Here is a 26,259-nt window from a genome sequence, read left to right on the forward strand (position 1 = left end):
ACTCAAAATGCATTCGGCTTGACCGAGGTCAATTCCCTGGCCTAGGCGGGGGTTTTATTTAGTGCTAATGTTCACCGATAAACGCTAGATATAGTGATTTATCCGCGGCCCCGCCGCCTAGCTCACAACAGGAGACAGTGATGCAAAACGCCTTATTCCCGGAACTGGAGGAGCAGGACATCTCTCGCGAGGTGCTGCTGGAGAAATACGCCAAGGACAATGAGCAGTCCGTCACCGATGTCCGCCAGCGCGTGGCCCGCGCCCTGGCCTCGGTGGAGGCGAAGGAGAAGCGCTCCATCTGGGAACACCTCTTCCTCAAGGCGATGGAGGCGGGCTTCATCCCCGCCGGCCGCATCAACTCCGCCGCCGGCACCGACCTGCAGGCCACGCTGATCAACTGCTTCGTCCAGCCGGTGGGCGACGCCATCTCCGGCGAATCGGAAGGCCGGCCCGGCATCTACGCCGCCCTGCAGGAAGCGGCCGAGACCATGCGCCGCGGCGGCGGCGTCGGCTACGACTTCTCCACCATCCGGCCCAAGGGCGCCCTGGTCAAGGGCACCCACTCGCGCGCCAGCGGCCCGGTCTCCTACATGCGGGTGTTCGACCGCTCCTGCGAGACCGTGGAATCGGCCGGTAGCCGGCGCGGCGCCCAGATGGGCGTGCTGCGCTGCGACCACCCGGACATCGAGGACTTCATCCACGCCAAGGACAAGGGCGACCTGAAGAACTTCAACATCTCGGTCGCCGTCACCGACGCCTTCATGCAGGCCGTGGCCGACGACACCGAGGCCGAGCTGGTCCACCGCGCCGAGCCGATCGACGAGCAGAAGGCCGCCGGCGCCTACCAGCGCGAGGATGGCATGTGGGTCTACCGCAAGATCCGCGCGCGCGACCTGTGGACCCAGATCATGGCCTCGACCTACGACCATGCCGAGCCGGGCGTGCTCTTCCTCGACCGCATCAACAAGGACAACAACCTCAACTACTGCGAGACCATCGAGGCGACCAACCCCTGCGCCGAGCAGCCGCTGCCGCCCTACGGCTGCTGCTGTCTGGGCTCGATCAACCTCACCCGCTTCGTGAAGTATCCCTTCGCCGACGAGGCCGACTTCGACTACGAGGCCTTCGGCAAGGTGGTGTCGGTCTCCATCCGCATGCTCGACAACGTGCTCGAGCTGACCGCCTGGCCGCTGGAGAAGCAGCACCAGGAGGCGCAGTCCAAGCGTCGGGTCGGCCTCGGCTACACCGGCCTGGGCGATGCCCTGGTCATGCTCGGCCTGCGTTACAACAGCGCCGAGGCGCGCAGCTTCGCGGCCAAGGTCTCCGAGTTCATGCGCGACACCGCCTATCGGGCCTCGGTCGACCTGGCCAGCGAGCGCGGCGCCTTCCCGCTGTTCAACGCCGACCTCTACCTCTCGGGCGGCAGCTTCGCCAGCCGGCTGCCGCAGGAGATCAAGGACCTGATCCGCCGCCACGGCATCCGCAACTCGCACCTGTTGTCGATCGCGCCCACCGGCACCATCTCGCTCGCCTTCGCCGACAACGCCAGCAACGGCATCGAGCCGCCCTTCTCCTGGGCCTACACCCGCAAGAAGCGCACCGCCGACGGCGGCATCAAGGAACACCAGGTCGAGGACCACGCCTACCGCGTCTACCGCGAGCAGGGTGGCGACATGGAGCACCTGCCGCCCGCCTTCGTCACCGCGCTGGAGATCTCGGCCACCGAGCACATGGAAATGGTGGCCGCCGTGGCGCCCTACATCGACTCCAGCATCTCCAAGACGGTGAACGTGCCGGAGGACTACCCCTATGTCGATTTCGAGAACCTCTATTTCGCCGCCTGGAAGGCCGGCCTCAAGGGCCTGGCCACCTACCGGCCCAACGCCGTGCTCGGCAGCGTGCTCTCGGTCGAGCCGGCCAAGGCCGCGCCGCAGGACTTCGTCACCGCCGACGTCAACCGCCGGATCGAGATCAAGAGCATCCCCGCCCCCGTGCTCGACAGCCTCAAGTGGCCCGGCCGGCCCCGCCTGCCCGGCGGTAACCCGGCCTGGAGCTACATGATCGAGTGCAGCCATGGCAGCTTCGCCATCTTCGTCGGCCACGTGGTCAACGGCGGCGGCCGCGCCTTCCCGTTCGAAGTCTGGGCCAACGGCGCCGAGCAACCGCGCGGCATCGGCGCCCTGGCCAAGACCCTGTCCATGGACATGCGCGCCAACGACCGCGCCTGGCTGAAACTGAAACTCGACACCCTCGCGAAAACAAGAGGCGACGACAGCTGCGCCATTCCCATGCCGCCCGACGGCGAGCCGCGCCAGGTGCCCAGCATCGTCTCCGCCTTCGCCCAGATCGTGCGCTGGCGCCTGGACGAGCTGCACGCCCTCGACGTCGACGGCCCGACCCCCGTGCTCGACGCCCTGTTCAGCCTGAAAGAGCCCAAGACCGGCACCGACGGCACCCTGTCCTGGACCGTGGACGTCTTGAACCCCGCCGCCGGCGACGACTTCGTGGTCGGCCTGAAAGAAATCACCCTGCCCGACGGCGTGAACCGCCCCTATTCCGTCTGGCTCTCCGGCGAATACCCGCGCGCCCTGGACGGCCTGTGCAAACTGCTCAGCCTGGACATGCGCGTGCTCGACCCGGCCTGGATCGGCATGAAGCTGAGAAAGCTGCTCGACTACCCCGAGCCCCTGGGCGACTTCATGGCCAAGGTGCCCGGCAGCGAAAAGAGCCAGACCTGGCCCTCCACCATCGCCTACGTCGCCCGGCTCATCATCCACCGCTACGCCATGCTCGGCATCCTGACCGAGGAGGGTTACCCGGTCAAACAGATGGGTATCCTCGAAGTGCCGGAAACCGGCGCCCCCGCCACCAGCGTACCGGTGATGAAAGGCAAGACCTGCAAGGAATGCGGCAACGACACCGTGATCAAGAAGGACGGCTGCGACTTCTGCACGGCGTGCGGCGCGGTGGGGACGTGCGGCTGAGCCCCGGTTGGCCCAACAGCCATCGAGCCGCCGGGTGGACCGCACGATGACCTGGCGCCATAAACTGCGGTTCGGGCTCGGGTTGCTGTGTCTGCTCGCCGGCAACGCCTTAGCCGCCGACGACTGCCACCCCCTGCCCACGCCCGGCACGCCGCAATACCTCGTCGGCTACGGCAGCCTGATGGAGGAAGCCTCGCGCCTGCGCACCGCCCCCGGCGCCAAGAGCGCCCTGCCCGTTCGCGTGCAGGGCTTTCGCCGCGCCTGGATCGCCCGGGGCGCGCCGGTCGGCTTTGGCACCACCTTTCTCGGCGTGAGCCAGGACAAGGCGGCCCGCATGAACGCGGTGCTGTTCGCCCTGGCGGAGGAGACGGAACTATCCAACCTGGATGCGCGCGAGGCCGGCTATTGTCGGGTGGCGCTGGCGCCCGCGCAGGTCACGCCCCTGACCGGGACCTTGCCCGAAGGCGAGCTGTGGCTTTATCTGAACCGGCCCGAGCGGACTGCGCCGCCGGACAGACGCTTTCCCATCGTGCAGTCCTACGTCGATATCTTTCTGGGCGGCTGTCTGCAGATCGAGCGGCAGCACCAGCTCGCGGGCTTCACCGAGGAATGCGTGGACAGCACGGCCGGCTGGTCGCGGCATTGGGTGAACGACCGCATCCATCCGCGCCGGCCGTTCGCGCACCAGCCCAACGCCGGGGCGATCGACGCCCTGCTGCAACGCAAGCTGCCGGATCAGTTCAGGGCGATTCGCATCGAATAAATAAAAAAGGCCGGGCTCGCCCGGCCTTTTTTATCGCGACGAAGCATTACAGATCGCCGTTGGCGCCGGCCTTCATGATGCTCTCGAGGGTGTCGCGCACCTCGATGGCCTTGGCCTTCATCTCGGGGGTGAGCTTGGCGGCGTTGATCAGCATGTTGAGGTCCATCATCACCAGCCAGCCGCGGCCCGGCTGCTTGTCGTCCTCGACCAGGGCGATGCGGCAGGGCAGGTAGGCGGCGAAGTCGATGCTGAAGTCGACCATCTGCTTGGCGGTGAGGGCGTCGCAGAACTGGTAGATCTCCACGCGTCGCACGGGCTTGCCGGTCATGGCCTCGACCTGCTTGGACAGCGGCAACTCGGCCACCAGCTTGATGTTCAGCGCGTTGCCGCGCAGCTTCATCGATTCCACCGCATCGTCGAGGCTGACGTTGTCGGCGATGCGCATCTTGACCACGGTCTGGCTGATGTTCATGGCCTGACCGTTGCCCTTCTGGGCCCAGGCAGCAGATGCGCCCAGGGCGACGAGGGCCACGACCGCGGCCAGCAGCGATTTGAAATGGGTTTGCATAAGAACTCTCGCGGCAATTACCTGAAAAAACAAAAGCTTATTTTAACAAGGCGGCCCCGGGAACACCCTGGGTCCGAAGTACCAGCATAGCCGCATTGCCAGGCAATGCACGGCCAGACAGCCGGTCAGCGTTTGCCGTAGGTCTTGAACCGCTCGATCACCTCGGCCATCTCGGCCTCGGTCAGCAGCACCGGCTGGCCCAGCAGCGAGGCGCGCCAGTACTGCTCGCACAGGGCCTCGACCTCCAGCGCGATGTAGAGCGCCCGCTCGGCCGTGTCACCGAAGGCGACCAGGCCGTGGTTGGCCATGAGGCAGGCCTTGCGGTCTTTCAGGGCTTCGAGGACATGGTCGGACAGCGCCTGGGTGCCGAAGGTGGCGTAGTCGGCGCAGCGGATGTCGCTACCGCCGGCCACCGCCACCATGTAGTGGAAAGGCGGGATACCCCGGCGCAGGCAGGCGAGCGAAACGGCGAAGGGCGAATGGGCGTGGACCACCGCCTGCGCCTCCGGCCGATGCAAATAGATATCCCGATGAAAGCGCCACTCGCTGGAAGGTGCCAGGTCGCCCTCGGGCGCGCCCTCGAACGGGACATAGACGATGTCGTTCACGCCGAGCGCATCGGTGGCCAGGCCGCTCGGGGTGATGAGCATGCCATCGCCACAGCGGACGCTGACATTGCCCGAACTGCCCTGGTTCAGGCCGCGCTCGACGCTGAGCCGGGCGGTGGTGACTACTTGTTGCCGCAGATCGCTTTGGTTCATTTCACCCGTCTCATTAGGTCTAAAACCGTCCCCACCCCTGCCCTCCCCATAAATGGGGAGGGTGCAATTCTTCCCCCATCAATAATGGGGGAGGTCGGGAGGGGCTCAAACCCGGCCCAGCCTCAGTCCCCTCCCCCATTTATGGGGGAGGCCGGGAGGGGCTCAAGCCCAGCCCAGCTTCAGACCCCTCCCCCATTTATGGGGGAGGCCGGGAGGGGCTCAAGCCCAGCCCAGCTTCAGACCCCTCCCCCATTTATGGGGGAGGTCGGGAGGGGCTCAAACCCAGCCCAGCCCTAGACCCCTCCCCCATTTATGGGGGAGGTCGGGAGGGGGATGAAGTTTGCCCCTTCCTCAGGATACAACCCGCGCAAGCCCGCCGTGCTCGCCGCGCACACCCCGCGCTCGGTGATCAGCCCCGTCACCAGCCGGGCCGGGGTGACGTCGAAGGCGGGGTTGAGCGCCGGGCTGGCATCGGGCGTGAGCTGCACCTCGGCCAGTTCGCCTTCGACGTCGCGGCCGGCGATGTGGGTCACCTCGCGCGCCGCGCGCTGCTCGATGGGGATGCCGGCGCCGCTGGCGAGCCGGAAGTCGATGCTGGGGCCGGGCGCCGCGACATAGAACGGCACGCCGTTGTCCCGCGCGGCCAGGGCCTTGAGATAGGTGCCGATCTTGTTGGCGACGTCGCCGTTGGCCGCCACCCGGTCGGCGCCGACGATGATGAGATCGACCTCGCCCTTCTGCATGAGGTGGCCGGCCGCGTTGTCGGCGATCACGGTGTGCGGCACGCCGTGCTGCTCGAGTTCCCAGGCGGTGAGCGCGGCGCCCTGGTTGCGCGGCCGGGTCTCGCTGACCCAGACGTCGAGGGCGATGCCGGCCTCGAACGCGGCATAGACCGGCGCCAGGGCGGTGCCCCAGTCGACCGTGGCCAGCCAGCCGGCGTTGCAGTGGGTCATGAGGTTGACCGCGCCGCCCTTGCGCTGGTGGATGGCGCGGATGATCTCCAGGCCATGACGGCCGATGGCCTGGTTCTGCGCCACGTCCTCTTCGCAGATGGCGGCGGCCTCGTGCCAGGCGGCCTCGCGCCGCTGGCCGGGCGCCAGCGGCAGCAGCCGGCTCAGCATGCGCTCGAGCGCCCAGCGCAGGTTGACCGCGGTGGGCCGGGTCTCGATCAGGCCGGCGGCGGCGGCGTGCAGGGCGGTGTCGTTGGTGTCGGCCTGGCAGGCCAGGGCCAGACCATAGGCGGCGGTGGCGCCGATCAGCGGCGCGCCGCGCACGCGCATGACCGAGATCGCCTCGGCCGCCTCCTGCCAGCTGGCCAGGCGCTTGATCTCGTAGCGATGCGGCAGCCGGGTCTGGTCGATGATCTCGACCGCGGAACCATCGGCCAGAGGCTGGATGGTGCGGGTGGGAATGCCGTGGACACGCATGGTTTCTTCCTTGGAATGGTCCGAGGGTACGGATACGCGTCGGTTCCGGCAAGCGGGTACAATCGCGGCCATGCTGTCCGCGCCCCTGATCCCCGTGCTCCATCGCCTGCTGGCCGACCAGCCGGCGGCGCGCGCCCTGCTCGCCCGGCACGTGGGCAAGTGTCTTCGCCTCACGCTGATCGCGCCGATCCTCACGGCGCAGATCGATGAAGCCGGCAATCTCGCGGCCGCACCGGAAGGCGCCGAAATCGCGACCGAGATCCGGCTCACGCCCGCCCTGCTCTTGCGCCTGCTCGCCGGCGAGCGCCAGGCCATCAGCGAGGCGCAGGCCAGCGGCGACGGGCTACTGGCTGCCGACCTGCGCCATGCCTTCGAAGCGATCGACCTCGCCCTCGCCTTGCGCCCCTATCTGGGCAACATCCTGGCCGCGCGGCTGGCCGATGGCGCGAGCGCGCTGCAGGCGTGGCAGGTCAAGGCGCGGGAGCGCGCGGCCCAATCCCTTGCCGAGTATCTGGTGCACGAGGCCGGCGCCCTGGCGGGCAAGGCGGCGGTGGCCGAATTCGTGCAGGAGGTGGACCGGCTGCGCGACGATGCCGCCCGGCTGGAGGCGCGGCTTGCTTTGCTGGAACAATCCATTTCGGCAAAAGAACTCCCCACCCCATCCCTCCCCGCATGCGGGGAGGGAGACTCCGCACCTCCCCCATTCGTGGGGGAGGCAGGGAGGGGGATATAACAACGCACGCTGGATGTCTATGCGCCTGCTGAGACTCGCCAAGATCTGGTTCGTCGCCGCCCGCTACGGGCTGGACGAGTTCTTCCTCGGCCACGAGCGGGTCAAGCTGGTGCGCTGGGCGATGCGGCTGCTCTTCTTCTGGCGCCGCTTCAGCCAGCCGCGCGCGGTGCGCCTGCGCCTGGCGCTCGAGGCCCTGGGCCCGATCTTCGTCAAGTTCGGCCAGATGCTCTCCACCCGGCGCGACCTGATCCCGCTCGACATCGCCGACGAGCTGGCGGCGCTCCAGGACCGGGTGCCGCCCTTCCCTTCCGAGCAGGCCCTGGCCGTGCTGCGCCGCACCTACGGGCGCGAGGTCGACGACGTCTTCGCCGAGTTCGAGCGCACGCCGGTGGCCTCGGCCTCGGTCGCCCAGGTCCATCGTGCCCGGCTCAAGACCGGCGAGGCGGTGGCGGTGAAGGTGCTGCGCCCCGGCATCCACGGCGTGATCCGCAACGATCTGGCCCTGCTCAGGGTGGCGGCCGGCCTGCTGGAGGCCTTGTGGTCGGACGGCAAGCGGCTCAAGCCGAAAGAGGTGGTGGCCGAGTTCGCCAAGCACCTGGACGACGAACTCGACCCGATCCGCGAGGCGGCCAACTGTTCCCAGCTGCGACGCAACTTCGAGCATTCGCCCTTGCTCGCCGTGCCCGAGGTGTACTGGGACTACTGCACCCCGGAAGTGATGGTGATGCAGTGGATGGACGGCGTGCCGATCTCGCAGATCGACGAGCTGCGCCGGCGCAACATCGACATCCCCAAGCTGGCCCGCGCCGGGGTGGAGATCTTCTTCACCCAGGTCTTCCGCGACGGCTTCTTCCATGCCGACATGCATCCGGGCAACATCCTGGTGCAGGACGACGGCAAGTATGTCGCGCTCGACTTCGGCATCATGGGCACGCTCAACGACACCGACAAGAACTTCCTGGCGCAGAACTTCCTCGCCTTCTTCCGCCGCGACTACCGGCGCGTGGCCCAGGCCCACTGGGACGCCGGCTGGGTGCCGAAGGAGACCCGGGTGGACGAGTTCGAGGCCGCCATCCGCGCGGTGTGCGAACCGGTGTTCGACCGGCCGCTCAAGGAGATCTCGTTCGGCAAGGTGCTCATGCGCCTGTTCCAGACCTCGCGCCGCTTCGGCATGGAGGTGCAGCCGCAGCTGGTGATGCTGCAGAAGACCCTGCTCAACATCGAAGGCCTGGGCCGCCAGCTCGACCCGGACCTCGACCTGTGGGCCACGGCCAAGCCCTTCCTCGAGCGCTGGATGAGCGAGCAGATCGGCTGGCGCGGCTGGCTGCGCACGTTCAAGAACGAATTCCCCTATTGGGGCACGGTGGTGCCGCAACTGCCACGCCTGGCGCACCAGGCCCTGCGCGGCGAGCACATGGAAAGGCTGGAACAAGGCTTCATGCTGATGCTGGCGGAACAGCGCCGGCGCAACCGCTGGCTGACCATCATCGCCGCCCTGCTGGCGGCCAGCCTGATCTGGAACGCCATCCACTGAACATTCGCTGATCTTCGGAGGGACAGGATGCTGCTGGGCTTCGTCATTCTCTATCTGGTCGTGTCCATCGGCCTCGGCGTCTATGCCGCGACCCGCGTGCACAACGCCAAGGACTACATCGCCGCCGGCCGCTCGCTGCCGCTGTACATGGTGATGGCCATGGTCTTCGCCACCTGGTTCGGCGCCGAGACGGTGCTGGGCATCCCCGCCACCTTCCTCGAGGAGGACCTGGGCGGCCTGATCTCCGACCCCTTCGGCGCCTCCTTGTGCCTGGTGCTGTTCGGCCTGTTCTTCGCCCGCAAGCTCTACCGCATGAACCTGCTCACCATCGGCGACTTCTACCGCCAGCGCTACGACCGCAAGGTCGAGGTGGTCACCGGCATCGCCATCGCGCTGTCTTATCTTGGCTGGGTCTCGGCCCAGATCACCGCGCTCGGCCTGGTGTTCAACGTGCTGTCGGAGGGCCAGATCACGCAGGCCCAGGGCATCCTGATCGGCGCCGCCGTGGTGCTGATGTACACGCTGTACGGCGGCATGTGGTCGGTGGCGATCACCACCTTCTTCCAGATGATCATCATCGTGCTCGGCCTGTTCTACATCGCCTGGCTGGTTTCCGACATGACCGGCGGCGTCGCGCCGGTGATCGAGCATGCGGCGCAGAACAACAAGTTCCACTTCTGGCCGGAAATGAACGCCGTGGCCATGGTCGCCTTCATCTCCGGCCTGTTGACCATGGGCTTCGGCTCCATCCCCCAGCAGGACGTGTTCCAGCGCGCCAACTCCTCGAAGAACGAGAACGTGGCGGTCTGGGGCACGGTGCTCGGCGGCGTCGCCTATTTCCTGTTCGCCGCGGTGCCGCTGTTTTTGGCCTATTCGGCCAACCTGATCGACCCGGCGATGACCGGCCAGCTGCTGACGGACGACTCGCAGAAGATCCTGCCCAATCTGGTCACCGGGCATATGCCGCTTGTCGCCCAGGTGATCTTCTACGGCGCCCTGCTGGCGGTGATCATGTCCACCGCCTCCGGCACCCTGCTCGCCCCATCGGTGACCCTCTCGGAGAACGTGATCAAGGATTTCATCACCCGGCGCCGGCACCTGCCGGACGAGAAGCTGCTGGTGCTGACCCGCTGGGTGGTCGGCGGCTTCGCCGTGCTGGTGACGCTGTATGCCCTTTGGGCCCTGAACAAGGAGACCGGCATCCACAAGATGGTGGAGAACGCCTACAAGGTGACCCTGGTCATCGCCTTCGTGCCGCTGGTGGCCGGCCTCTACTGGAAGCGTGCCACCACGCAAGGCGCTTATCTGGCCATCCTGTTCGGCCTGGCCGGCTGGCTGCCGCTGGAGTTCTTCGCGCCGGAGAACGAAGTCCCGCCCCAGTTCGTGGGTTTCCTGCTCAGCCTCGTCGGCATGGTGATCGGCTCGCTCACGAGCCGGCCGCCGCACGCCGCGAAGATGGCGTCTTCGTAAAACCGATTTCCCCACCCCTGCCCTCCCCACAAGTGGGGAGGGAGCCCTGCGCCTCCCCCATTGATGGGGGGGGGGGAGGGGCTCAAACCAGACCCAGCCATAGACCCCTCCCCCATTTATGGGGGAGGTTGGGAGGGGGAGAACTCCCCGCTCCGCAGCGCCATAGCCTCCCGCCAGATCGCTTCCACCACGCCATCGATGTTTTGCATCACATCGTGATTCCAAAAGCGCATCAGATGAAAACCCTTGCCGCGCAGCCATGCGTCACGTCGTTGATCGTAGGCCTGCGCCTCCATGTGCTGCCCGCCGTCCAGCTCGATGAGCAACTTCAAAGGCACACAGGCAAAATCCACCACATAAGGACCAACGGGATATTGCCGGCGAAAGGCCACGCCAAGTTGACCGCCGCGCAAATGCCGCCATAGGCGCTGTTCCGCCTCGGTCATATTGCTGCGCAGGCGCCGGGCCTTGAGGGTGATGGGGTGGGGCATGCCTGAATTTTTCTCTGGCCTTGGCAGCTTCGCAAGAAGCAAGAAGATCGTCCCCACCCCTGCCCTCCCCACAAGTGGGGAGGGAGTTTTGCACCTCCCCACTCGTGGGGGAGGCCGGGAGGGGCTCAAACCCAGCCCAGCCTTAGACCCCTCCCCCATTTATGGGGGAGGCCGGGAGGGGCTCAAACCCAGCCCAGCCTTAGACCCCTCCCCCATTTATGGGGGAGGCCGGGAGGGGCTCGATCCAGACCTAGCCTCAGACCCCTCCCCCATTTATGGGGGAGGCCGGGAGGGGCTCAAACCCAGCCCAGCCTCAGACCCCTCCCCCATTTATGGGGGAGGCCGGGAGGGGCTCAAACCCAGCCCAGCCTCAGACCCCTCCCCCATTTATGGGGGAGGCCGGGAGGGGGATCACCCCCCATACGCCGCATAGAAAGCCCGGACAAACCGGTCCAGCTCCGACTCGGGCAGGCGGTTGATGCCCGCGGCACCGGCCCGGCCGCCGCCCGATTCGAACTGCCGGCACAGGGCATCGGCGCCCTGCCGGTGCAAGAGCGGCGCGCGCACGCTCACCACGTAATGCCCCTGGCTCGCCCGGCTGATGAGGGCGTGCGCCCGCTCGGGATGGGCCTGGGCCAGCTCGTTGGCGAAGACGCCGGACACCCGGCGCGCCCAGGCCGCGTCCGGCAGCAGATAGACCGCGCCGCCGGGACGCACCTCGTGCGGCACGAGATTGCGCGCCTGCGCCATGTCCTCGGCATAGCCCAGCTTCAATGCTTGGAATTCCGGGGCGGCGTCGATGAAGGCGAAAGGCTCGCCATAGGCCAGCAGACGCCGGTAGAGCTGGTCCGGCGGGAAGTGCAGATCGGCCACGGTCTCGCCGTAGGCGTTGTAGTTGATGCACTCGCCCAGCTCGCGCAGCAGGTCCAGCCGGGGGGTATCCAGCTCCAGGGTCGCGGCGACGCGCCGGGCGCTGTCGGCCATGCCGTCGCCGAAGGCGGCGACCACCGCCCAGATCCGCTGGGCGCCATTGAGCTGGCGATCGACGATCAGGCTGGTGCAGATGTCGGCCGCCTGGTCGATGTGCGGCTCGAAGTTGGGGTGCGTCGGCAGCTCGCCCGGGTTGTGATGGTCGAACCAGCGTACCCGCGCGCCCGCCGCCAGCAGGCGGTCCAGGTCTGCCCGGTTGCGGGCCACGGCAATGTCGAGCGCGGTGACGACATCGCCGGCCCCGGCCGACACCCGTGCCAAAAGGCCGATGTCGCGCTTGACCCCGGTCACCAACTGGCTTGCGGCCGGCTGGCTCAGGCGCAGCTGCAGCAGGGCGCAGATCCCGTCCGCGTCGCCGTTGAAGGCATCGTATAACATGCTGGTTGGAGCCTTTCGAATTCACACCTTGAACGCCACGCTCGCCACTTTACTGCAACGCCGCGGCCTTGCCCTGTTTCTGCTGAGTTATGCGGCACTGATTCTCTATGGCAGCCTGCATCCCTTCGGCCCCTGGCTGCCGGCAGGCGAGTGGTCGCCGGGTTTTCTCGTCGCGGCGCTGCCGCGCTTCATCACCCGCACCGATCTGACCACCAACCTGCTGGCCTACACCCCGCTCGGCTACGCCCTGGCGCTGTTGCTGGCGCGCTCCCACAGCCGGCGCCACGGCCTGCTGCTGGCCAGCCTGCTCTGCCTGGGCTACAGCTTCGTCCTGGAAAACCTGCAGACCCTGCTGCCCAGCCGCAACGCCTCCAATCTCGACATCGCCCTGAACGGTCTGGGCGGCTGGCTGGGCGCCCTCGCCGCGCGCCAGCACCGGCGCTGGCTGGCCTGGCTGGAGCTGTTTCTGCGCTGGCGCGAGCGCTGGTTCCTGCCGGGTGCGGCGAGCAATGCCGGGCTGATCCTGCTGCTGCTCTGGCCGCTCGCCCAGTTCAGCCTGATGCCCTTCCCGGCCATGGGCTGGGTGGAACTGTACCTGCGTCCGATCGAGGCCGGCCTGGCCCTCGCCAAGCCGAACTGGCCTTGGCTGCTGGCGGTCTTTCTGGAGATGGCGGTGCTCGGCAGCTTCGCCGCCAGCCTGCTGCAGCCGGGCCGCTATGCCGGAGCGCTCGCCCTGCTGTTTCTCAGCGCCTTCGCCCTGAAGGTGCTCGTCGCCCTGCTGCTCTTGCGCTTCGGGGTGCTGGGCGGGGTGCTGTCGCTGGAGACCGTGGGCGGCTTTATCGCCGCCTACTGGTTCCTGCTGCTGCCGCCGGCCGCGCGCCAGCGCCGGGTGACGGCGGCAGCGCTCCTGGGCACGGTGGTGCTGTTGCGCCTGACCCTGGCCAAGTACCTGCTGCTGCCGACGTCGAACCCGTTCAACATCGTCGGCCTGGCTGACCTCACCGCCTCGCTCTGGCCTTATCTCGCCCTGGCCACCCTGCTCGCCCTGGCCTGGCGCCGCGATCAGGCCTGATCGGCGGCGGCCTCGACCCGGGCCAGTTCCTGTTCCAGCCGGCGCACCAGGCAGTGGGTGCTCTGCTTGCCGCTGTCGATCACGATGTCGGCCACTTCCAGATAGAGCGGATGACGCTGGGCGTAGAGGGCCTGAAGCCGTGCGAGCGGGTCTTCGGTCTGCAGCAGCGGCCGGTTGCGGTCGTGCCGGGTGCGCAGGAACAGCTCCTGCGGGCTGCAGTGCAGATAGACCACGATGCCGCGCGCCTTCATGTGTTCGCGGTTGACCGGGTCGAGCACGGCACCGCCGCCGGTGGCGAGCACGATGCCCTGGCGCTGGGTCAGCTCGTCGATCATGGCCGATTCCCGCTTGCGGAAGCCGGCCTCGCCCTCGATCTCGAAGATGGTGGGGATGGAGACGCCGCAGCGGGCGACGATCTCGTAGTCGGAATCGACGAATTCCATTTCCCGGTGGCGGGAGAGCAGGCGGCCGATGGTGGTCTTGCCCGCGCCCATGAGGCCGACCAGGATGATGCTGTGGGTGGCGGCCGCCGGTTTGGCCGGAACCGGCGGGGCGTCCGCGGCGGGGGTGTCGTTGCAGTTCATGGCGCCGATTTTACCCGCGCTGATGCCTGAGCAGGCGGGCGACCGCCGCCTTGAGTTCGGGATCGGCCACGCTGGATTCGAGTTCTTCCCAGGCGGCGAGGGCCTGCTGGCCCATGCCCGGCTTTTCCGGGCGGGGGGCCTGGGCCCAGTCGGCCCGCAGCTTGATCTTGAGCTCGCCCACCGGCACCGGGCCGGTGGCCAGGGCCCGGCAGACCGTGGCGGCCTGGGCCCGCAACCGTGCGGCGGCAGCGCCGTTGCCGCAATAGACCACGGCGGCCCCGTCCTGGACCGCCGCCACCCGGCAGGCACGGGCCAAAGCGGGGCCGACCGCCCGGGCGAACAGGCGGTTGAGCTCGCGCAGGCGCTCGGCCTCGGGCAGCAGGGCGGCCAGGCCGGCGTTTTCCTTGAGCAAGCCGCGCAGGCGGATGGGTTGGGCGGGCGGACGGGGCATGGCGCCGTAAGGAAAGGGCAATGACCGCTATGGTAACATTGGCCGATTTTCCAATGCCTTAGGCCGTTTTTCCTCGATGATCCCCAATCTGCTGAAAAAGATATTCGGTAGCCGCAACGAGCGCCTGCTGAAGCAGTACCGTGCCGTGGTGGCCAAGATCAATGCCCTGGAGCCGGAATTCGAGCGCCTGTCCGACAGCGAGCTGGCGGCCAAGACCGAGGAATACAAGCGCCGCTACCAGGACGGCGTCAGCCTGGACCACCTGCTGCCCGAGGCCTTCGCCACGGTGCGCGAGGCGGCCAAGCGGGTGCACGGCATGCGCCACTACGACGTCCAGCTGATCGGCGGCATGGCCCTGCACAACGGCAAGATCGCCGAGATGCGCACGGGCGAGGGCAAGACCCTGATGGCCACCCTGCCCGCCTATCTGAACGCGCTGACCGGCGAGGGCGTGCACATCGTGACCGTGAACGACTACCTGGCCAGCCGCGATGCCGACTGGATGGGGCGGATCTACCGCTTCCTGGGGCTCACCGTCGGGGTGAACCTGCCGCAGATGCCGCACGAGCAGAAGCAGGCCGCCTACGCCGCCGACATCACCTATGGCACCAACAACGAATTCGGCTTCGACTACCTGCGCGACAACATGGTCTATCACCCCTCGCAGCGGGTGCAGCGCAAACTGGCCTACGCCATCGTCGACGAGGTGGACTCGATCCTGATCGACGAGGCGAGAACGCCCCTGATCATCTCGGGTCAGGCCGACGACAACGTCGCCCTCTACCAGCAGTGCAACCAGATCCCGGCCCGGCTGACCCGGCAGGAAAAGGAATACAAGGAAGGCGAGACCGGCCCCCTGGGCGACTACATCGTCGACGAGAAGGCGCACACCGTGCTGCTCACCGAGCAGGGCCACGAGAAGGTCGAGCAGATCCTGACCGAGATCGGCCTCTTGCCCCCCGGCGGCAGCCTGTACGATGCGGCAAACATCACCCTGATGCACCACGTCTATGCCGCCCTGCGCGCCCATGTGCTGTACCACAAGGATCAGCACTACGTGGTGCAGAACGGCGAGGTGGTGATCGTGGACGAATTCACCGGCCGCCTGATGACGGGCCGGCGCTGGTCGGACGGCCTGCACCAGGCGGTGGAGGCCAAGGAAGGCGTGCCGATCCAGCGCGAGAACCAGACCCTGGCCTCGATCACCTTCCAGAACTATTTCCGCATGTACGCCAAGCTTTCGGGCATGACCGGCACCGCCGACACCGAGGCCTACGAGTTCCAGCAGATCTACGGCCTGGAGACGGTGGTGATCCCGACCAACAAGCCGATGATCCGCCTGGACCATGCCGACCGCGTCTATCGCACCGCGGCCGAGAAGTGGCAGGCGGTGATCCACGACCTGCGCGACTGCCATGCGCGCGGCCAGCCGGTGCTGGTGGGCACCACCTCGATCGAGGTCAACGAATTCCTGTCCGACCTGCTGAAGAAGGAAGGCCTGCCGCATCAGGTGCTCAACGCCAAGCAGCATGCGAGCGAGGCCCAAGTGATCGCCCAGGCCGGCCTGCCCGGCGCCATCACCATCGCCACCAATATGGCCGGCCGCGGCACCGACATCGTGCTCGGCGGCAACATCGCCCAGCAGGTGGAGGCGATCCGCAACGACCCGAATCTGTCGGAGGACGACAAGCACGCCCAGATCGCCCTGCTCAAGGCCGACTGGCAGAAGCTGCACGACCAGGTGATCGCCGCCGGCGGCCTGTACATCGTCGGCACCGAGCGCCACGAGTCGCGCCGGGTGGACAACCAGCTGCGCGGCCGTTCCGGCCGCCAGGGCGACCCGGGCGCCTCGCGCTTTTACCTGTCGCTGGACGACCCGCTGCTGCGCATCTTCGGCGGCGAGCGCCTGAGCGCCATCATGGCCCGGCTGAAGATGCCCGAAGGCGAGGCGATCGAACACCCCATGGTCAACCGCTCGCTGGAATCGGCCCAGCGCAAGGTGGAACAGCGCAACTTCGACATCCGCAAGCAGCTCCTGGAATACGACGACGTGGCCAACGACCAGCGCCGGGTGATCTACCAGCAGCGCAACGAAATTCTGGAGACCGACGACGTCTCGGCCGGCATCCGGGGCATGCGCGCCGACGTGCTGAACAACGTGATCAGCGAATTCATCCCGCCCGGCAGCATCGCCGAGCAGTGGGACGTGGATGGACTGACCCAGGTACTGGCGGCCGAATTCCAGCTGCACCTGCCGCTCGCGCAGTGGCTGGCCGAAGACGAGAAGCTGGCCGAGGAGGGCTTGCGCGAGAAGATCCTGGCCGCGGCCGACGCCGCCTATGCCGAGAAGGAGGCCCTGGCCGGCGCCGAGAATCTGCGCCACTTCGAGCGGGCCATCCTGCTGCAGACCCTGGACAATCACTGGCGCGAGCACCTGGCGGCCATGGACCACCTGCGCCAGGGCATCCACCTGCGCGGCTATGCCCAGAAGAACCCGAAGCAGGAATACAAACGCGAGGCCTTCCAGTTGTTCTCGGCCATGCTCGACACCATCGCGCGCGAGGTGACCCAGATCACCCTGACCGTGCAGATCAAGGGCGCCGAGGACGTCGAGGCCGTGGCGGCCCAGGCGCCGGAACTGGACAACGTGCAGTACCACCACGCCGACTACGACGAGGCCCTGGCCGCCGCCGAAGAGCAAGCCCCCGCCGCCCAGGGCCAGCAGCCGGTGCAGCGGCAGTTTCCCAAGGTCGGCCGCAACGACCCCTGCCCCTGCGGCTCGGGCAAGAAGTACAAGCACTGCCACGGCAAGCTGGCCTGATTCCCCCTCCCTGCCTCCCCCACAAGTGGGGGAGGTGTAACCCTCCCTGCTTCCCCCACTAGTGGGGGAGGTGTAACCCCGCCCTGCTTACCCCATGAATGGGGGAGGAATGCTCCCTCCCCACTTGTGGGGAGGGCCGGGGTGGGGAAATGACGACATTGCCTAACCCGTCGCCATATCCGACAATTCCGATCAACTATCGGAGAACGACCATGCCCTATTTCATTTACAAGATCGGCCCGCTCAACATCCTGGAAAAACAGGACCAGGCTGACAGCTTCAAAGAGGCCAAGGCCAAGGCCAACGAACTGCGCAAGCGGCTCGACCCCAACACCGGCACCAGCATCAAGATGATCTTCGCCGAAAATGAGTTGCAGGCCGAGGACATCCTGTCGCAGCCGCGCGAGCTCGACCCCACCCTGGCCGGCGACGACTATTGAGTCCAAGTGGCCAGTGGACAGCCTTCAGCCGACAGCAAACCATGGCCTTTGAGAACTTATACGTTTGGCAGCGTGCCGCGCGGCTTTCGGCCGATTTGTATAAATCGCTCAGTGAATGCCGTGACCGTGGTTTTAAGGATCAGATCACAAGGTCCAGCCTCTCCGTTCCGTCCAATATCGCAGAGGGCATGGAACGCGAATCAGACAAAGAAAAAGTCCGGTTTCTCGACATAGCCAAGGGTTCGGCCGCGGAATTGCGCACTCAAATCCATATCGGGATGGAAATCGGCTATATCCCAAAAGACATGGGGAGCCGTTGGATTGCAGAGACCAAGGAAATCAGCGCAATGATCGTCGGCCTGATGCAATCTCTTAAATCTGCAAACTGACCGCTGCGAACTGACAACTACATGTCCGGCTACAACGAAGACGCCTACCGCGACGCGCGCGAATCGGCCATCGCGATCAAGTGCCCGTTCGAGCGGGGCCTGCTGTCGAAATGCAGCAACTGCTCGCTGGCCAAAAGGCTGCTGCTGGCCGAGCGCGAGGCGATCAGCTGTACCGACCACGCCGCCAATGAGCAATGCAAGGCCTTCCATCAAGCCCTGCATGTGAATGCCCGCTTCGCCCTGCAGATCGACCCGGCCGCGCCCTGGCCTTTCGGCAAGGAGATCCGCGCCCAATGCGGCGGCGTACTGGGACTGAAGACGGTGCTGGGCGATGGCGGCGACATGGCCGACATCCACGGCCTGCTGGCTGACGGCATTGCACGCTTCGGCAGCATCGAGCAGCTGCCCTATTCCGAGATCATGCGCAGCGTGGTGCACTACGAGCCACGCAAGCGGCGAAAGTAGCGACTGCCCCACACCCCATGGGCGAGGGGGTGCACTTCCTCTTCCGTTTATGGGGCAGGCTGGGAGAAGCTCAAGCCCGACCCAGCTTCAGTCCCCTCCCCCGTTTATGGGGCAGGTCGGGAGGGGCTCAAACCAGGCCCAGCTTCAGTCCCCTCCCCCATTTATGGGGGAGGTTGGGAGGGGCTCAAACCAGGCCCAGCTTCAGTCCCCTCCCCCATTTATGGGGGAGGTCGGGAGGGGCTCAAACCAGGCCCAGCCTCAGTCCCCTCCCCCATTTATGGGGGAGGCCGGGAGGGGCTCAAACCCAGCCCAGCTTCAGACCCCTCCCCCATTTATGGGGGAGGTTGGGAGGGGCTCAAACCAGGCCCAGCTTCAGTCCCCTCCCCCATTTATGGGGGAGGTTGGGAGGGGCTCAAACCAGGCCCAGCTTCAGTCCCCTCCCCCATTTATGGGGGAGGTTGGGAGGGGCTCAAACCAGGCCCAGCTTCAGTCCCCTCCCCCATTTATGGGGGAGGTTGGGAGGGGGAGATTCACAGGGCATGACTGCGGTCGCCCCGGACGAAGCCCATCAACGGCTGCGTCAGGCCACGGCCGAGAGCGATCACCTTGAACAGCTCGCCCATCTCGGCCGGCGACATCAGCTTCTGCAGGGCGGCCGCCTGCCTGATATAGCCTGGGTCGGTGGTCGACTGCCCCTGCAACAGATCGGTGATGCCGCAATTGATCAGAAAACCGGCCTGACTGGCGTAACCCAAGAGCTTCAGGCCGGCATCGAAGCCGGACTCGGCCACGGCGGTGAAATCGACGTGGGCGGTAATGTCGGTGAGTCCCGGCAGGACGAAGGGATCGGCATGGGCCTGATGCCGGTAATGGCACATGAGCGTGCCCTGGCTGCGTTGCGGGTGGTAGTACTCGGCGCGGGGAAAGCCGTAGTCGAGGAAGAGCAGCACGCCGCGCTCCAGCATGGCAGCCAGGCTGCGGATCAGGGCCGGCGCGGCGAGGCTGATCTCGGTCAGGTAGTCGCCCTCGACAGGCAACTTGTCTGCAAGCTCGAACAATGCCCCATCGACCAAGGGCCGGTCCTGCCAGGCGAAAGCCTCGCCCGCCTGGATCACGCCGCGTTCCTGCCATATGCCATTCCGATAGTGCACCAGATGCACCGGCAGGGCATCGAGCACCTCGTTTCCCAGCACGACGCCGGAGAACCGTTCCGGCAGGGCGTCGAGCCAATGCAGGCGTGGCAGCAGATCCGGCGCCTCGCGCGCGAACAAGGCGCGTTGGCGCTCACGCAGGTCGGCACTGAGTTCGAGGATGGCGTAACGCGGTGGCAGGGCGTCAAGTTCAGCCAGGCCGCGCAGCAGATCGAGCGCCAGCCGGCCGCTGCCGGCGCCCAGCTCGAGCACCTCGCCCCCGGTCTGCGCCAGCACCTCCGCCGCCTGGCGGGCCAGGGTGCGGCCGAACAGCGGCGTGAGTTCCGGCGCGGTGACGAAGTCGCCGGCGGCGCCGAACTTCTGCGCCCCCGCGCTGTAATAGCCGAGGCCGGGGGCATAGAGCGCGAGTTCCATGTAACGGGCGAAGTCGAGCCAGCCGCCGGCGGCCTCGATCGCCCCGGCGATGTGCCGGCTCAGGGCCTGGCTGAGGGCGAGGGCATCGGGACCGGGGACGGGCAGGCGGGACATGGCCGCATCATAGCGGCTCGCACGCCGCGCCTCCAAAGATTTCCCCACCCCTGCTCCCCACCCCTGCCCTCCCTCCCCACCCCTGCCCTCCCCATGAATGGGGAGGGTGTTATCCATCCCCAATTTATGGGGAAACCGTTATCCCTCCCCCATTTGTGGGGGAAACGTTACCCCTCCCCCATTTATGGGGGAGGCCAGGAGGGGGACTTCCGCCGGCAGGCCCACCCCAGCCGCATCCTGTAAAATTTCCTTCATGCACGTCGCCATCATCGGTGCCGGCCCGGCCGGCATGTCCTGCGCCAATGCCCTGCTGACCTTCGGGCTCACGCCCATCGTCATCGAGCGCAGCAACCATGCCGGCGGCGCCCAGCGCACCAACTTCCACCCCCATCTCTGGCTGCTCGGCGCGCCCGAGGAAACCGGCATGCAGATGACCGACCGCCTGAGCCGCCACTTTGCCGAGCTGCCCCTGCAGTTTCTGCGCAATACCGAAGTGCAGGCCGTACACCGGCAAGGCAAAGGCTTCGTGCTGGAACTGAAGAACGGCGCGGCGCCGCACACCCTCGAGGCCGATGCCGTGGTGCTGGCCACCGGCATGCGCCCGCGCGCGACGCCCAGGCTGCTGGAACTGGCGGCCCAGAGCCCGCGCGTCATCATCGGCCCGCTGTCGTTTGCCATCCGCGACGAGATCCGTGCCAGCCGGGTGCTGATTTTGGGCGGGGGCGACAATGCCCTGGACCACGCCCTGTTCCTCTCGGAGCGGGGCAACACGGTCACCGTCTGCACCCGGGGCGAGTTTTCCGCCCGCCTGCCGTTTCGCGAGGCCTGCGCCAGCCAGGCGACCGTGACCCTGCGCCGGGAGTGCCGGCCCACCGGCTTTCACCTGCAGGACGACCAGGTCCGGGTGCACCTGCCGGAGGGCGAACAGCCCTACGATTGGCTATTGGTGATGTACGGCTATGAGCCGAACACCGAGATCGTCGAGCGCTTCGACCAGGGCATCCGCCCGCGCCGCACCCGAAACGGCCACATCGTGGTCGATCTCTGGCAGCGCAGCTCGGTGGCCGGCATCTACGCTGCCGGCGACATCACCGACTCGCCCCAGCCGAGCGTGGCCACGGCGATCGCCCAGGGCCTGGCCGCGGCGCGCGCGGTGGAGCGGGATTTGAGCCAGGCGCGATAAGCAACCCTCTCCCTCTGGGAGCGGCTGGCGAAGCCGGGCGAGGGAAGGGATCAGGAATCCGCCTCGGCCGCCAGTTCCTGCTCCAGATACACCCAATCGACGATCTCGCCACTGGGCTGGTAGCCCGAAACCAGCTGCGCCAGCATGGCCCGCACCACGGCCACGTCGTTGACATCGAGGGCGAGCTTCAATGCCTTGAGCTTTTCCTCCAGCTCCGGCCACGGCAGAAAATCCTCGTGCGCCTTCATGATGCGCGGATGCGCAGTCGGCTTCGGGTTGTCGCCGATCAACAGTTCCTCATAGAGTTTCTCGCCCGGGCGCAAACCGATCACCTCGATTTCGATATCGCCATCGGGATTGGCCTCATCCCGCACGGTCAGGCCGGACAGTTCGATCATCCGGCGTGCCAGGTCCATGATTTTGACCGGCTGCCCCATGTCCAGCACGAAGACATCGCCGCCCCTGGCCATGGCGCCGGCCTGGATCACCAGCTGGGCCGCCTCGGGAATGGTCATGAAATAACGCGTGATTTCGGGATGGGTCAGCGTAATCGGGCCGCCGTCCCGGATCTGCTGCCGGAACTTCGGCACCACCGAGCCGGAAGAACCGAGCACATTGCCGAAACGGACCATGGAAAACTTGGTCGCGGGTGCGGTCGCCGCCAGCGCCTGCAACACCATCTCGGCCAGCCGCTTGCTCGCCCCCATGATATTGGTCGGCCGCACCGCCTTGTCGGTGCTGATCAGCACGAAATCGGCCACCTTCTGCTCCACCGCCGCGCGCGCCGCGGTGAGAGTGCCCAGCACATTGTTCTTGATACCCTCGGCCGGATTGTGCTCGACCAGCGGCACATGCTTGTAGGCCGCCGCGTGATAGACCGTGTCGGGCTGCCAGGTCGCCATGATCTCGCGCATGCGCTCGGCATCCTGCACCGAGGCGAGCAGCGGCACCAGCCTGGCGCCCCCCGGCTTGGCCTGGAGTTCCTGATGGATTTCGTACAACGCAAACTCGCTCTGCTCCACCATAAGCAGGCTGGCCGGCCCGATCCGCTGGATCTGGCGGCAGAGCTCGCCGCCGATCGATCCCCCGGCCCCGGTGACCAGCACCACCTTGCCCACGATGTTCTTGCCGAGCAGGATGTGATTGGGCGTCACCGGCTCGCGCCCCAGGAGGTCGTCGATGTCCAATTCGCGCAGGTCTGCCGTGCTGACCTTGCCCTGGGCCAGCTCCGTCACGCTGGGCAGGGTGCGCACCGCGACATGGGCCTGGCGCATCTGGTTCAGAATCTCATTGCGGCGCCTGCGCGAGACCGATGGCAGTGCGAGCAGCACGTCGCTCACCTTGAGCGCCTCCACCAGGCCGGGCAGATCGGCCGGACTGTAGATTGGCAGCCCATTCAGGACATGGCCGTGCAGCCGGTCGTCGTCGTCGAGAAAGCCCACCACCCGCATCTCGTGGCTGTTGGCCAGGGCCGCGGCGAGCTGCCGGCCCGAGGCGCCAGCGCCGTAGATCAACACCTTAGGTAGGGCAGCTCGCTTGAGTTGGCTCTGATACAGCCCACCAAGCCAGAAACTGGCAAAGGCGCGCGTGACCCCAACAGCCAAAAGCAGCAACATAGGCTGGATCAGGCCTATGGTGCGCGGTACCCCCTGAACACCATAGGCTGTAAAAATCGCCGCAAACAATAGACCATAGGCAATCATTGCCTTGGTCACTGCCATCAAGGCTGGCCAGCCAGAGTACCGAAAGATGGCGCGGTAAAAACCACTGACGATAAAGATTGGCAGTGCAAACACTAGGGACCCGATCACTGCCTGCATAGGCTGCCAGCCATCACTACCAGAAAGTGTTACCCATTCGCCTAATCTTAAATAAAAGGCCAGCCAGACAGTAAAAACACACAGACTCGCGTCGACCGCAAGCACAACAAGACGTTTGACAACGCGAGGCAGCGCCAATACAGGTAGCGCCAGGCTGAAATCAGATTTTGTATCCATCGTTTCTTGCCTTCGCTCTCGGCCTTCAATCACGCTAATGAGAAACGCCCTCCCGCCGCACAACCTTCAGCAGAGTCAGCAAGAGAATCCACAGATCGAGCCATAATGATTTCCTGTTTAGATACTCGACATCCAGCTTGACTTTATCCGGGATGGACAAGTCGTCCCGACCATTGACTTGAGCCAATCCAGTCAAGCCTGGAACGAGTCGATGAACACCCTGTTCTGTACGTAGCGCAATGAGGTCATCCTGATTAAAAAGGGCCGGACGGGGACCAACAAAGCTCATTTCGCCTTTCAGAATGCTCCATAGTTGCGGCAACTCATCGAGGCTGGTTCTGCGCAGGAAAGGCCCGACTGGTGTCAAGTAAGAGTCTGGCCTATCAAGGTGGTGGGTCGCCACGATCGGAGTGTTATTTTTCATGCTCCGGAACTTCGGCATCCGAAAAATACGATTGTACTGACCAACACGGTCCGACCAGTAAAGGATTGGCCCCGGAGAGCTGAGCCGAATCGCGATCGCGATCAGCAGCATAGGCAGCGCAAGGACAACCAATGCCATCACAGCAAAGACGATATCGAGGACCCGTTTCATTTCGGGTGATTGTCAAGCATGGCGCGGACAGTGGCAATGACCCGCTCCAGCTGTTTTTCACTCATATTCGAGCCAGAAGGGAGACAAATGCCATTTTCAAACAAAGTGTCGGACACCGAGGCACCGTTAGCGGTGAAATAACGCCGCCCCGCGAACACCGGCTGCAGATGCATCGGCTTCCATACCGGCCGCGCCTCGATCATCTCATTGGCTAACCGCTGAACCAGTTCCGCCGCCTTGATCGGTGCATTTGGACGAAGCGTAGCGGCCGTCAACCAGCGATTGGAGAAGCTCCACTCTGGCTCCGGCATCCAATCGAAGATATCGAGGTCAGCTAACTGAGCACGATAAACCTCGAATATCTCGCGCCGGGCCATTATCCGACTGTCGAGTACCTTTAGCTGACCACGGCCGACGCCGGCCAAGATATTGCTCATCCGATAATTAAAGCCTATCTCGCTATGCTGGTAATGCGGCGCAGGGTCCCGGGCCTGAGTGGCAAGAAAGCGAGCCTTTTCTATTAGTGCAGAATCTTCGGAGACCAGCATACCACCACCGGAAGTGGTGATGATCTTGTTGCCGTTGAAAGAATACACTCCTAGCTTACCCAGGGTTCCGCTGTGCCGTCCTTTGTATTTCGCCCCCAAAGATTCAGCTGCATCCTCAAGAACTGGCACGCCATAGCTCTCACATAGGGCCAGAATTGGGTCCATATTTGCACTCTGGCCATAGAGGTTAACGACGATGACAGCTTTCGGCATCCAGCCTTCTGCGCGAGCCGTTTCAAAAGCACGCGCCAGGGCGTCGGGCGACATGTTCCAAGACTCCCTTTCGGAGTCAATAAACACGGGCTCCGCCCCCTGATATACGATCGGGAACGCGCTTGCCGCAAAGGTTAATGTCGAGCAGAACACGCGGTCACCCACGCCAACGCCAAGCACTCGCAGGCCAAGATGAATTCCGGCAGTACCGGAAGACAATGCCACACCATGCTTGCTGTTTACCCGCTGAACCAATTCCTGTTCGAAGGCGTCCACATTGGGACCCAGCGGTGCAATCCAATTGGTTCGAAAGGCCTCCTCGACGAATTCTCGCTCGGCACTACCGATATGTGGTGTAGAGAGCAGAATCTGCTCATCGATATCCTTGCGATCAACAAGGTCGATCACCCTGCCGTCATGATCAACCACAGGCAGGTGGTTGATCGCGCTTTTATTCATCAGGTCCAGAGCATCCCGGCGAGAATAACCACGAGTAATGACTTGGGACTGAATTTGGGGCAACACGGCAAGCTCGGTATCGAGTCCATGGCCTGCCAGCAGCAGGCGACGCAGATCACCATCGGTCAGAGTACGCTCGAAAGTACCATTCTCCCTGATGAGAAGAAGGATGCCCAACCCCGTGCGATCCAATTGAGCCAGCGCATCGTGGATCGTCGCCCGCCGTGATAAGGAAAGTTCAGAAATCGAAATCACTCTCGTCTTAGACCCCAAGTTCAGCCAGCATCACAACGTGCAGCCACATTGGCACTTCCATTTTCTTCGGTAGTAGAGCGAGTGAATAAACTACTCACAGTCGAGTCTGCCAAAGAATGAAGAATCTGTGGGCTAACCAGGGTACATTTAACTCCATTAATCACGACATATGCGCCATCGTAGGGGGGGAACCAAAAGGCTCGAATCTTACGCAACACGTCATCCCCAGGACGCATTTCCTTCATGGCCTCCATCTCCTGCCGGCTGACATATCTGCCACCCACATTGGGGACGGTGGGCAGGATCCGCGGGGATCTGATTGCCTGTTCCGCAACGCGTTGAAATTGTGTAAACAGTTCTGACTGTGATTTCCGCTCGAGGCTCTGTGCGGTCTCGTAATCGATGTCAATGGGGAAACGACTCACCTCGATCAGCGCGCCCGTATCAATATCTTGATCCACATAATGCGCACTTACCGCCCAATGATCCAAGCCTTCCAGGATAGCCAGGTTATAGCCAGCCGTCCCTTTATAGTCTGGCAATGGCGCGGGGTGAAAATTAATCACCCCTCGTGAACACGCCTGTAGCAATGGTGCGCGAATCTTCTGCCAATAAAGCATTGAGAAGGCAAGATCCACCTGCAATTTGCCCGACTGTACCTGTTCCTCCATCTCTTCCCTCGACAACACAGAGATCCCCAGCCTCTGGGCGACATCCCTGGTTGGCGAAACCGCTAAGTGGCTATCCGTAATCACGCCGGTTACCTTGACGTCATCTCGCTTGCTTAGCCAGGTCAAGGCCTGTGCCGCCACCGGCTTACGCCCCATGAACAGAACATTAATCATGCGCGGATTCAAGTTTGCAGTGCAATTTTGATTAACTGGAAGGGGGGTGAGAATGCGTGAGCATTTTGCCCCATCAACCGCCAAGTCGAAGTTGCCCAATGAACCACACACACCTGACCCAGAACGAACGATACCAAATTTACGCCTCCTTAAAGCCGGTCACA

23 protein-coding genes are annotated in these 26,259 nt (G+C 65.0%); 11 read left to right on the forward strand and 12 right to left on the reverse strand.

Annotated elements, in window-relative coordinates:
- The first annotated feature begins 140 nt into the window (after positions 1-140).
- Together EL388_RS11280 and EL388_RS11285 are read left to right on the forward strand one after the other, a co-directional pair.
- The gene (locus EL388_RS11280; protein WP_126463511.1) at positions 141-2,984 is read left to right on the forward strand and encodes an adenosylcobalamin-dependent ribonucleoside-diphosphate reductase; all 2,844 of its coding nucleotides are present in this window, start codon (positions 141-143) and stop codon (positions 2,982-2,984) included.
- 46 nt (positions 2,985-3,030) lie between these two features.
- On the forward strand, positions 3,031-3,747 hold the full coding sequence (locus tag EL388_RS11285; RefSeq protein WP_126463512.1) for a gamma-glutamylcyclotransferase family protein: 717 nt from the start codon (positions 3,031-3,033) through the stop codon (positions 3,745-3,747).
- Between the two features lie 46 nt (positions 3,748-3,793).
- Here the strand turns inward: EL388_RS11285 and EL388_RS11290 are convergent, their stop codons facing one another.
- From EL388_RS11290 to mtnA, 3 genes are all read right to left on the reverse strand, one after another.
- Complete coding sequence (locus EL388_RS11290; RefSeq protein ID WP_126463513.1) at positions 3,794-4,315, reverse strand: DUF302 domain-containing protein; 522 nt, start codon at positions 4,313-4,315, stop codon at positions 3,794-3,796.
- A 125-nt stretch (positions 4,316-4,440) separates the two neighbouring features.
- Complete coding sequence (locus tag EL388_RS11295; RefSeq protein WP_126463514.1) at positions 4,441-5,076, reverse strand: class II aldolase/adducin family protein; 636 nt, start codon at positions 5,074-5,076, stop codon at positions 4,441-4,443.
- Positions 5,077-5,369: 293 nt separating this feature from the next.
- Positions 5,370-6,503 carry an S-methyl-5-thioribose-1-phosphate isomerase gene (mtnA, locus tag EL388_RS11300; RefSeq protein WP_126463515.1) on the reverse strand — a complete coding sequence of 378 codons (1,134 nt, stop codon included), beginning with the start codon at positions 6,501-6,503 and terminating at the stop codon, positions 5,370-5,372.
- A gap of 70 nt (positions 6,504-6,573) precedes the next feature.
- Between mtnA and EL388_RS11305 the strand changes: the two genes are divergently transcribed.
- From EL388_RS11305 to EL388_RS11315, 3 genes are read left to right on the forward strand one after another with little or no spacing between them, the layout of a single operon-like run.
- The gene (locus tag EL388_RS11305; RefSeq protein WP_126463516.1) at positions 6,574-7,236 is read left to right on the forward strand and encodes a ubiquinone biosynthesis accessory factor UbiJ; all 663 of its coding nucleotides are present in this window, start codon (positions 6,574-6,576) and stop codon (positions 7,234-7,236) included.
- 19 nt (positions 7,237-7,255) lie between these two features.
- Positions 7,256-8,770: a ubiquinone biosynthesis regulatory protein kinase UbiB gene (gene ubiB, locus EL388_RS11310; RefSeq protein ID WP_126463517.1), complete on the forward strand. Its 1,515-nt coding sequence runs from the start codon at positions 7,256-7,258 to the stop codon at positions 8,768-8,770.
- A 27-nt stretch (positions 8,771-8,797) separates the two neighbouring features.
- A complete protein-coding gene (locus tag EL388_RS11315) occupies positions 8,798-10,240 on the forward strand; it encodes a high affinity choline transporter 1 (RefSeq protein WP_126463518.1) in 1,443 nt (480 codons plus the stop codon).
- A gap of 116 nt (positions 10,241-10,356) precedes the next feature.
- On the opposite strand, the gene EL388_RS11320 is transcribed toward EL388_RS11315, so the two are convergent.
- On the reverse strand, positions 10,357-10,731 hold the full coding sequence (locus EL388_RS11320) for an endonuclease domain-containing protein (RefSeq protein WP_172599400.1): 375 nt from the start codon (positions 10,729-10,731) through the stop codon (positions 10,357-10,359).
- A gap of 411 nt (positions 10,732-11,142) precedes the next feature.
- On the reverse strand, positions 11,143-12,099 hold the full coding sequence (locus EL388_RS11325) for an acetyltransferase (protein ID WP_126463519.1): 957 nt from the start codon (positions 12,097-12,099) through the stop codon (positions 11,143-11,145).
- Between the two features lie 28 nt (positions 12,100-12,127).
- On the opposite strand from EL388_RS11325, the gene EL388_RS11330 reads away from it, so the two are divergent.
- A complete protein-coding gene (locus EL388_RS11330; protein WP_165919133.1) occupies positions 12,128-13,171 on the forward strand; it encodes a VanZ family protein in 1,044 nt (347 codons plus the stop codon).
- Here EL388_RS11330 and EL388_RS11335 read toward each other — a convergent pair.
- Entirely contained in the window at positions 13,162-13,755 is a 594-nt protein-coding gene (locus EL388_RS11335; protein ID WP_126463521.1) for a shikimate kinase, read from the reverse strand. The genes EL388_RS11330 and EL388_RS11335 overlap by 10 nt on opposite strands.
- Before the next feature lie 10 nt (positions 13,756-13,765).
- On the reverse strand, positions 13,766-14,206 hold the full coding sequence (locus EL388_RS14340) for a DciA family protein (RefSeq protein WP_126463522.1): 441 nt from the start codon (positions 14,204-14,206) through the stop codon (positions 13,766-13,768).
- Positions 14,207-14,282: 76 nt separating this feature from the next.
- Here EL388_RS14340 and secA point away from each other — a divergent pair, with 76 nt between their 5' ends.
- The 4 genes from secA to EL388_RS11360 all read left to right on the forward strand — a co-directional run bounded on the left by secA (position 14,283) and on the right by EL388_RS11360 (position 18,321).
- Complete coding sequence (secA, locus tag EL388_RS11345) at positions 14,283-17,027, forward strand: preprotein translocase subunit SecA (RefSeq protein WP_126463523.1); 2,745 nt, start codon at positions 14,283-14,285, stop codon at positions 17,025-17,027.
- A 212-nt stretch (positions 17,028-17,239) separates the two neighbouring features.
- The gene (locus EL388_RS11350; RefSeq protein ID WP_126463524.1) at positions 17,240-17,467 is read left to right on the forward strand and encodes a hypothetical protein; all 228 of its coding nucleotides are present in this window, start codon (positions 17,240-17,242) and stop codon (positions 17,465-17,467) included.
- A 41-nt stretch (positions 17,468-17,508) separates the two neighbouring features.
- Positions 17,509-17,856 (forward strand): four helix bundle protein, encoded by a 348-nt coding sequence (locus EL388_RS11355; RefSeq protein ID WP_126463525.1) that lies wholly within the window; start codon positions 17,509-17,511, stop codon positions 17,854-17,856.
- A 21-nt stretch (positions 17,857-17,877) separates the two neighbouring features.
- A complete protein-coding gene (locus EL388_RS11360) occupies positions 17,878-18,321 on the forward strand; it encodes a hypothetical protein (RefSeq protein WP_126463526.1) in 444 nt (147 codons plus the stop codon).
- 530 nt (positions 18,322-18,851) lie between these two features.
- Here EL388_RS11360 and EL388_RS11365 read toward each other — a convergent pair.
- Positions 18,852-20,000, reverse strand: coding sequence for a class I SAM-dependent methyltransferase (locus tag EL388_RS11365; RefSeq protein WP_126463527.1), 1,149 nt, complete (start codon positions 19,998-20,000; stop codon positions 18,852-18,854).
- Between the two features lie 253 nt (positions 20,001-20,253).
- Here EL388_RS11365 and EL388_RS11370 point away from each other — a divergent pair, with 253 nt between their 5' ends.
- Positions 20,254-21,183, forward strand: a complete 930-nt coding sequence (locus EL388_RS11370) for an NAD(P)/FAD-dependent oxidoreductase (RefSeq protein ID WP_165919134.1) — start codon at positions 20,254-20,256, stop codon at positions 21,181-21,183.
- Between the two features lie 50 nt (positions 21,184-21,233).
- Here the strand turns inward: EL388_RS11370 and EL388_RS11375 are convergent, their stop codons facing one another.
- The 4 genes from EL388_RS11375 to EL388_RS11390 all read right to left on the reverse strand — a co-directional run bounded on the left by EL388_RS11375 (position 21,234) and on the right by EL388_RS11390 (position 26,194).
- The gene (locus EL388_RS11375; RefSeq protein WP_338057658.1) at positions 21,234-22,799 is read right to left on the reverse strand and encodes a polysaccharide biosynthesis protein; all 1,566 of its coding nucleotides are present in this window, start codon (positions 22,797-22,799) and stop codon (positions 21,234-21,236) included.
- Positions 22,800-23,214: 415 nt separating this feature from the next.
- Positions 23,215-23,775: a sugar transferase gene (locus EL388_RS11380; protein WP_126463530.1), complete on the reverse strand. Its 561-nt coding sequence runs from the start codon at positions 23,773-23,775 to the stop codon at positions 23,215-23,217.
- Entirely contained in the window at positions 23,772-25,250 is a 1,479-nt protein-coding gene (locus EL388_RS11385; RefSeq protein ID WP_126463531.1) for a DegT/DnrJ/EryC1/StrS family aminotransferase, read from the reverse strand. The genes EL388_RS11380 and EL388_RS11385 overlap by 4 nt, the downstream gene beginning before the upstream one ends.
- Before the next feature lie 20 nt (positions 25,251-25,270).
- Complete coding sequence (locus EL388_RS11390; RefSeq protein ID WP_197721783.1) at positions 25,271-26,194, reverse strand: formyl transferase; 924 nt, start codon at positions 26,192-26,194, stop codon at positions 25,271-25,273.
- Positions 26,195-26,259: the final 65 nt, after the last annotated feature.

This window comes from Sulfuritortus calidifontis (assembly GCF_003967275.1).
In the GTDB taxonomy this organism is placed as follows: Bacteria; Pseudomonadota; Gammaproteobacteria; order Burkholderiales; family Thiobacillaceae; genus Sulfuritortus; species Sulfuritortus calidifontis.

Coding starts and splice junctions, on each gene's coding strand:
- EL388_RS11370 (WP_165919134.1), top strand. CDS start 20,254: ATGCACGTCGCCATCATCGGTGCCGGCCCGGCCGGCATGTCCTGCGCC.
- EL388_RS11325 (WP_126463519.1), bottom strand. CDS start 12,099: ATGTTATACGATGCCTTCAACGGCGACGCGGACGGGATCTGCGCCCTG.
- secA (WP_126463523.1), top strand. CDS start 14,283: ATGATCCCCAATCTGCTGAAAAAGATATTCGGTAGCCGCAACGAGCGC.
- EL388_RS11375 (WP_338057658.1), bottom strand. CDS start 22,799: ATGTTGCTGCTTTTGGCTGTTGGGGTCACGCGCGCCTTTGCCAGTTTC.
- EL388_RS11285 (WP_126463512.1), top strand. CDS start 3,031: ATGACCTGGCGCCATAAACTGCGGTTCGGGCTCGGGTTGCTGTGTCTG.
- EL388_RS11290 (WP_126463513.1), bottom strand. CDS start 4,315: ATGCAAACCCATTTCAAATCGCTGCTGGCCGCGGTCGTGGCCCTCGTC.
- EL388_RS11355 (WP_126463525.1), top strand. CDS start 17,509: ATGGCCTTTGAGAACTTATACGTTTGGCAGCGTGCCGCGCGGCTTTCG.
- EL388_RS11350 (WP_126463524.1), top strand. CDS start 17,240: ATGCCCTATTTCATTTACAAGATCGGCCCGCTCAACATCCTGGAAAAA.
- EL388_RS11305 (WP_126463516.1), top strand. CDS start 6,574: ATGCTGTCCGCGCCCCTGATCCCCGTGCTCCATCGCCTGCTGGCCGAC.
- EL388_RS11320 (WP_172599400.1), bottom strand. CDS start 10,731: ATGCCCCACCCCATCACCCTCAAGGCCCGGCGCCTGCGCAGCAATATG.
- mtnA (WP_126463515.1), bottom strand. CDS start 6,503: ATGCGTGTCCACGGCATTCCCACCCGCACCATCCAGCCTCTGGCCGAT.
- EL388_RS14340 (WP_126463522.1), bottom strand. CDS start 14,206: ATGCCCCGTCCGCCCGCCCAACCCATCCGCCTGCGCGGCTTGCTCAAG.
- EL388_RS11295 (WP_126463514.1), bottom strand. CDS start 5,076: ATGAACCAAAGCGATCTGCGGCAACAAGTAGTCACCACCGCCCGGCTC.
- EL388_RS11360 (WP_126463526.1), top strand. CDS start 17,878: ATGTCCGGCTACAACGAAGACGCCTACCGCGACGCGCGCGAATCGGCC.
- EL388_RS11380 (WP_126463530.1), bottom strand. CDS start 23,775: ATGAAACGGGTCCTCGATATCGTCTTTGCTGTGATGGCATTGGTTGTC.
- EL388_RS11335 (WP_126463521.1), bottom strand. CDS start 13,755: ATGAACTGCAACGACACCCCCGCCGCGGACGCCCCGCCGGTTCCGGCC.
- EL388_RS11315 (WP_126463518.1), top strand. CDS start 8,798: ATGCTGCTGGGCTTCGTCATTCTCTATCTGGTCGTGTCCATCGGCCTC.
- EL388_RS11280 (WP_126463511.1), top strand. CDS start 141: ATGCAAAACGCCTTATTCCCGGAACTGGAGGAGCAGGACATCTCTCGC.
- ubiB (WP_126463517.1), top strand. CDS start 7,256: ATGCGCCTGCTGAGACTCGCCAAGATCTGGTTCGTCGCCGCCCGCTAC.
- EL388_RS11365 (WP_126463527.1), bottom strand. CDS start 20,000: ATGTCCCGCCTGCCCGTCCCCGGTCCCGATGCCCTCGCCCTCAGCCAG.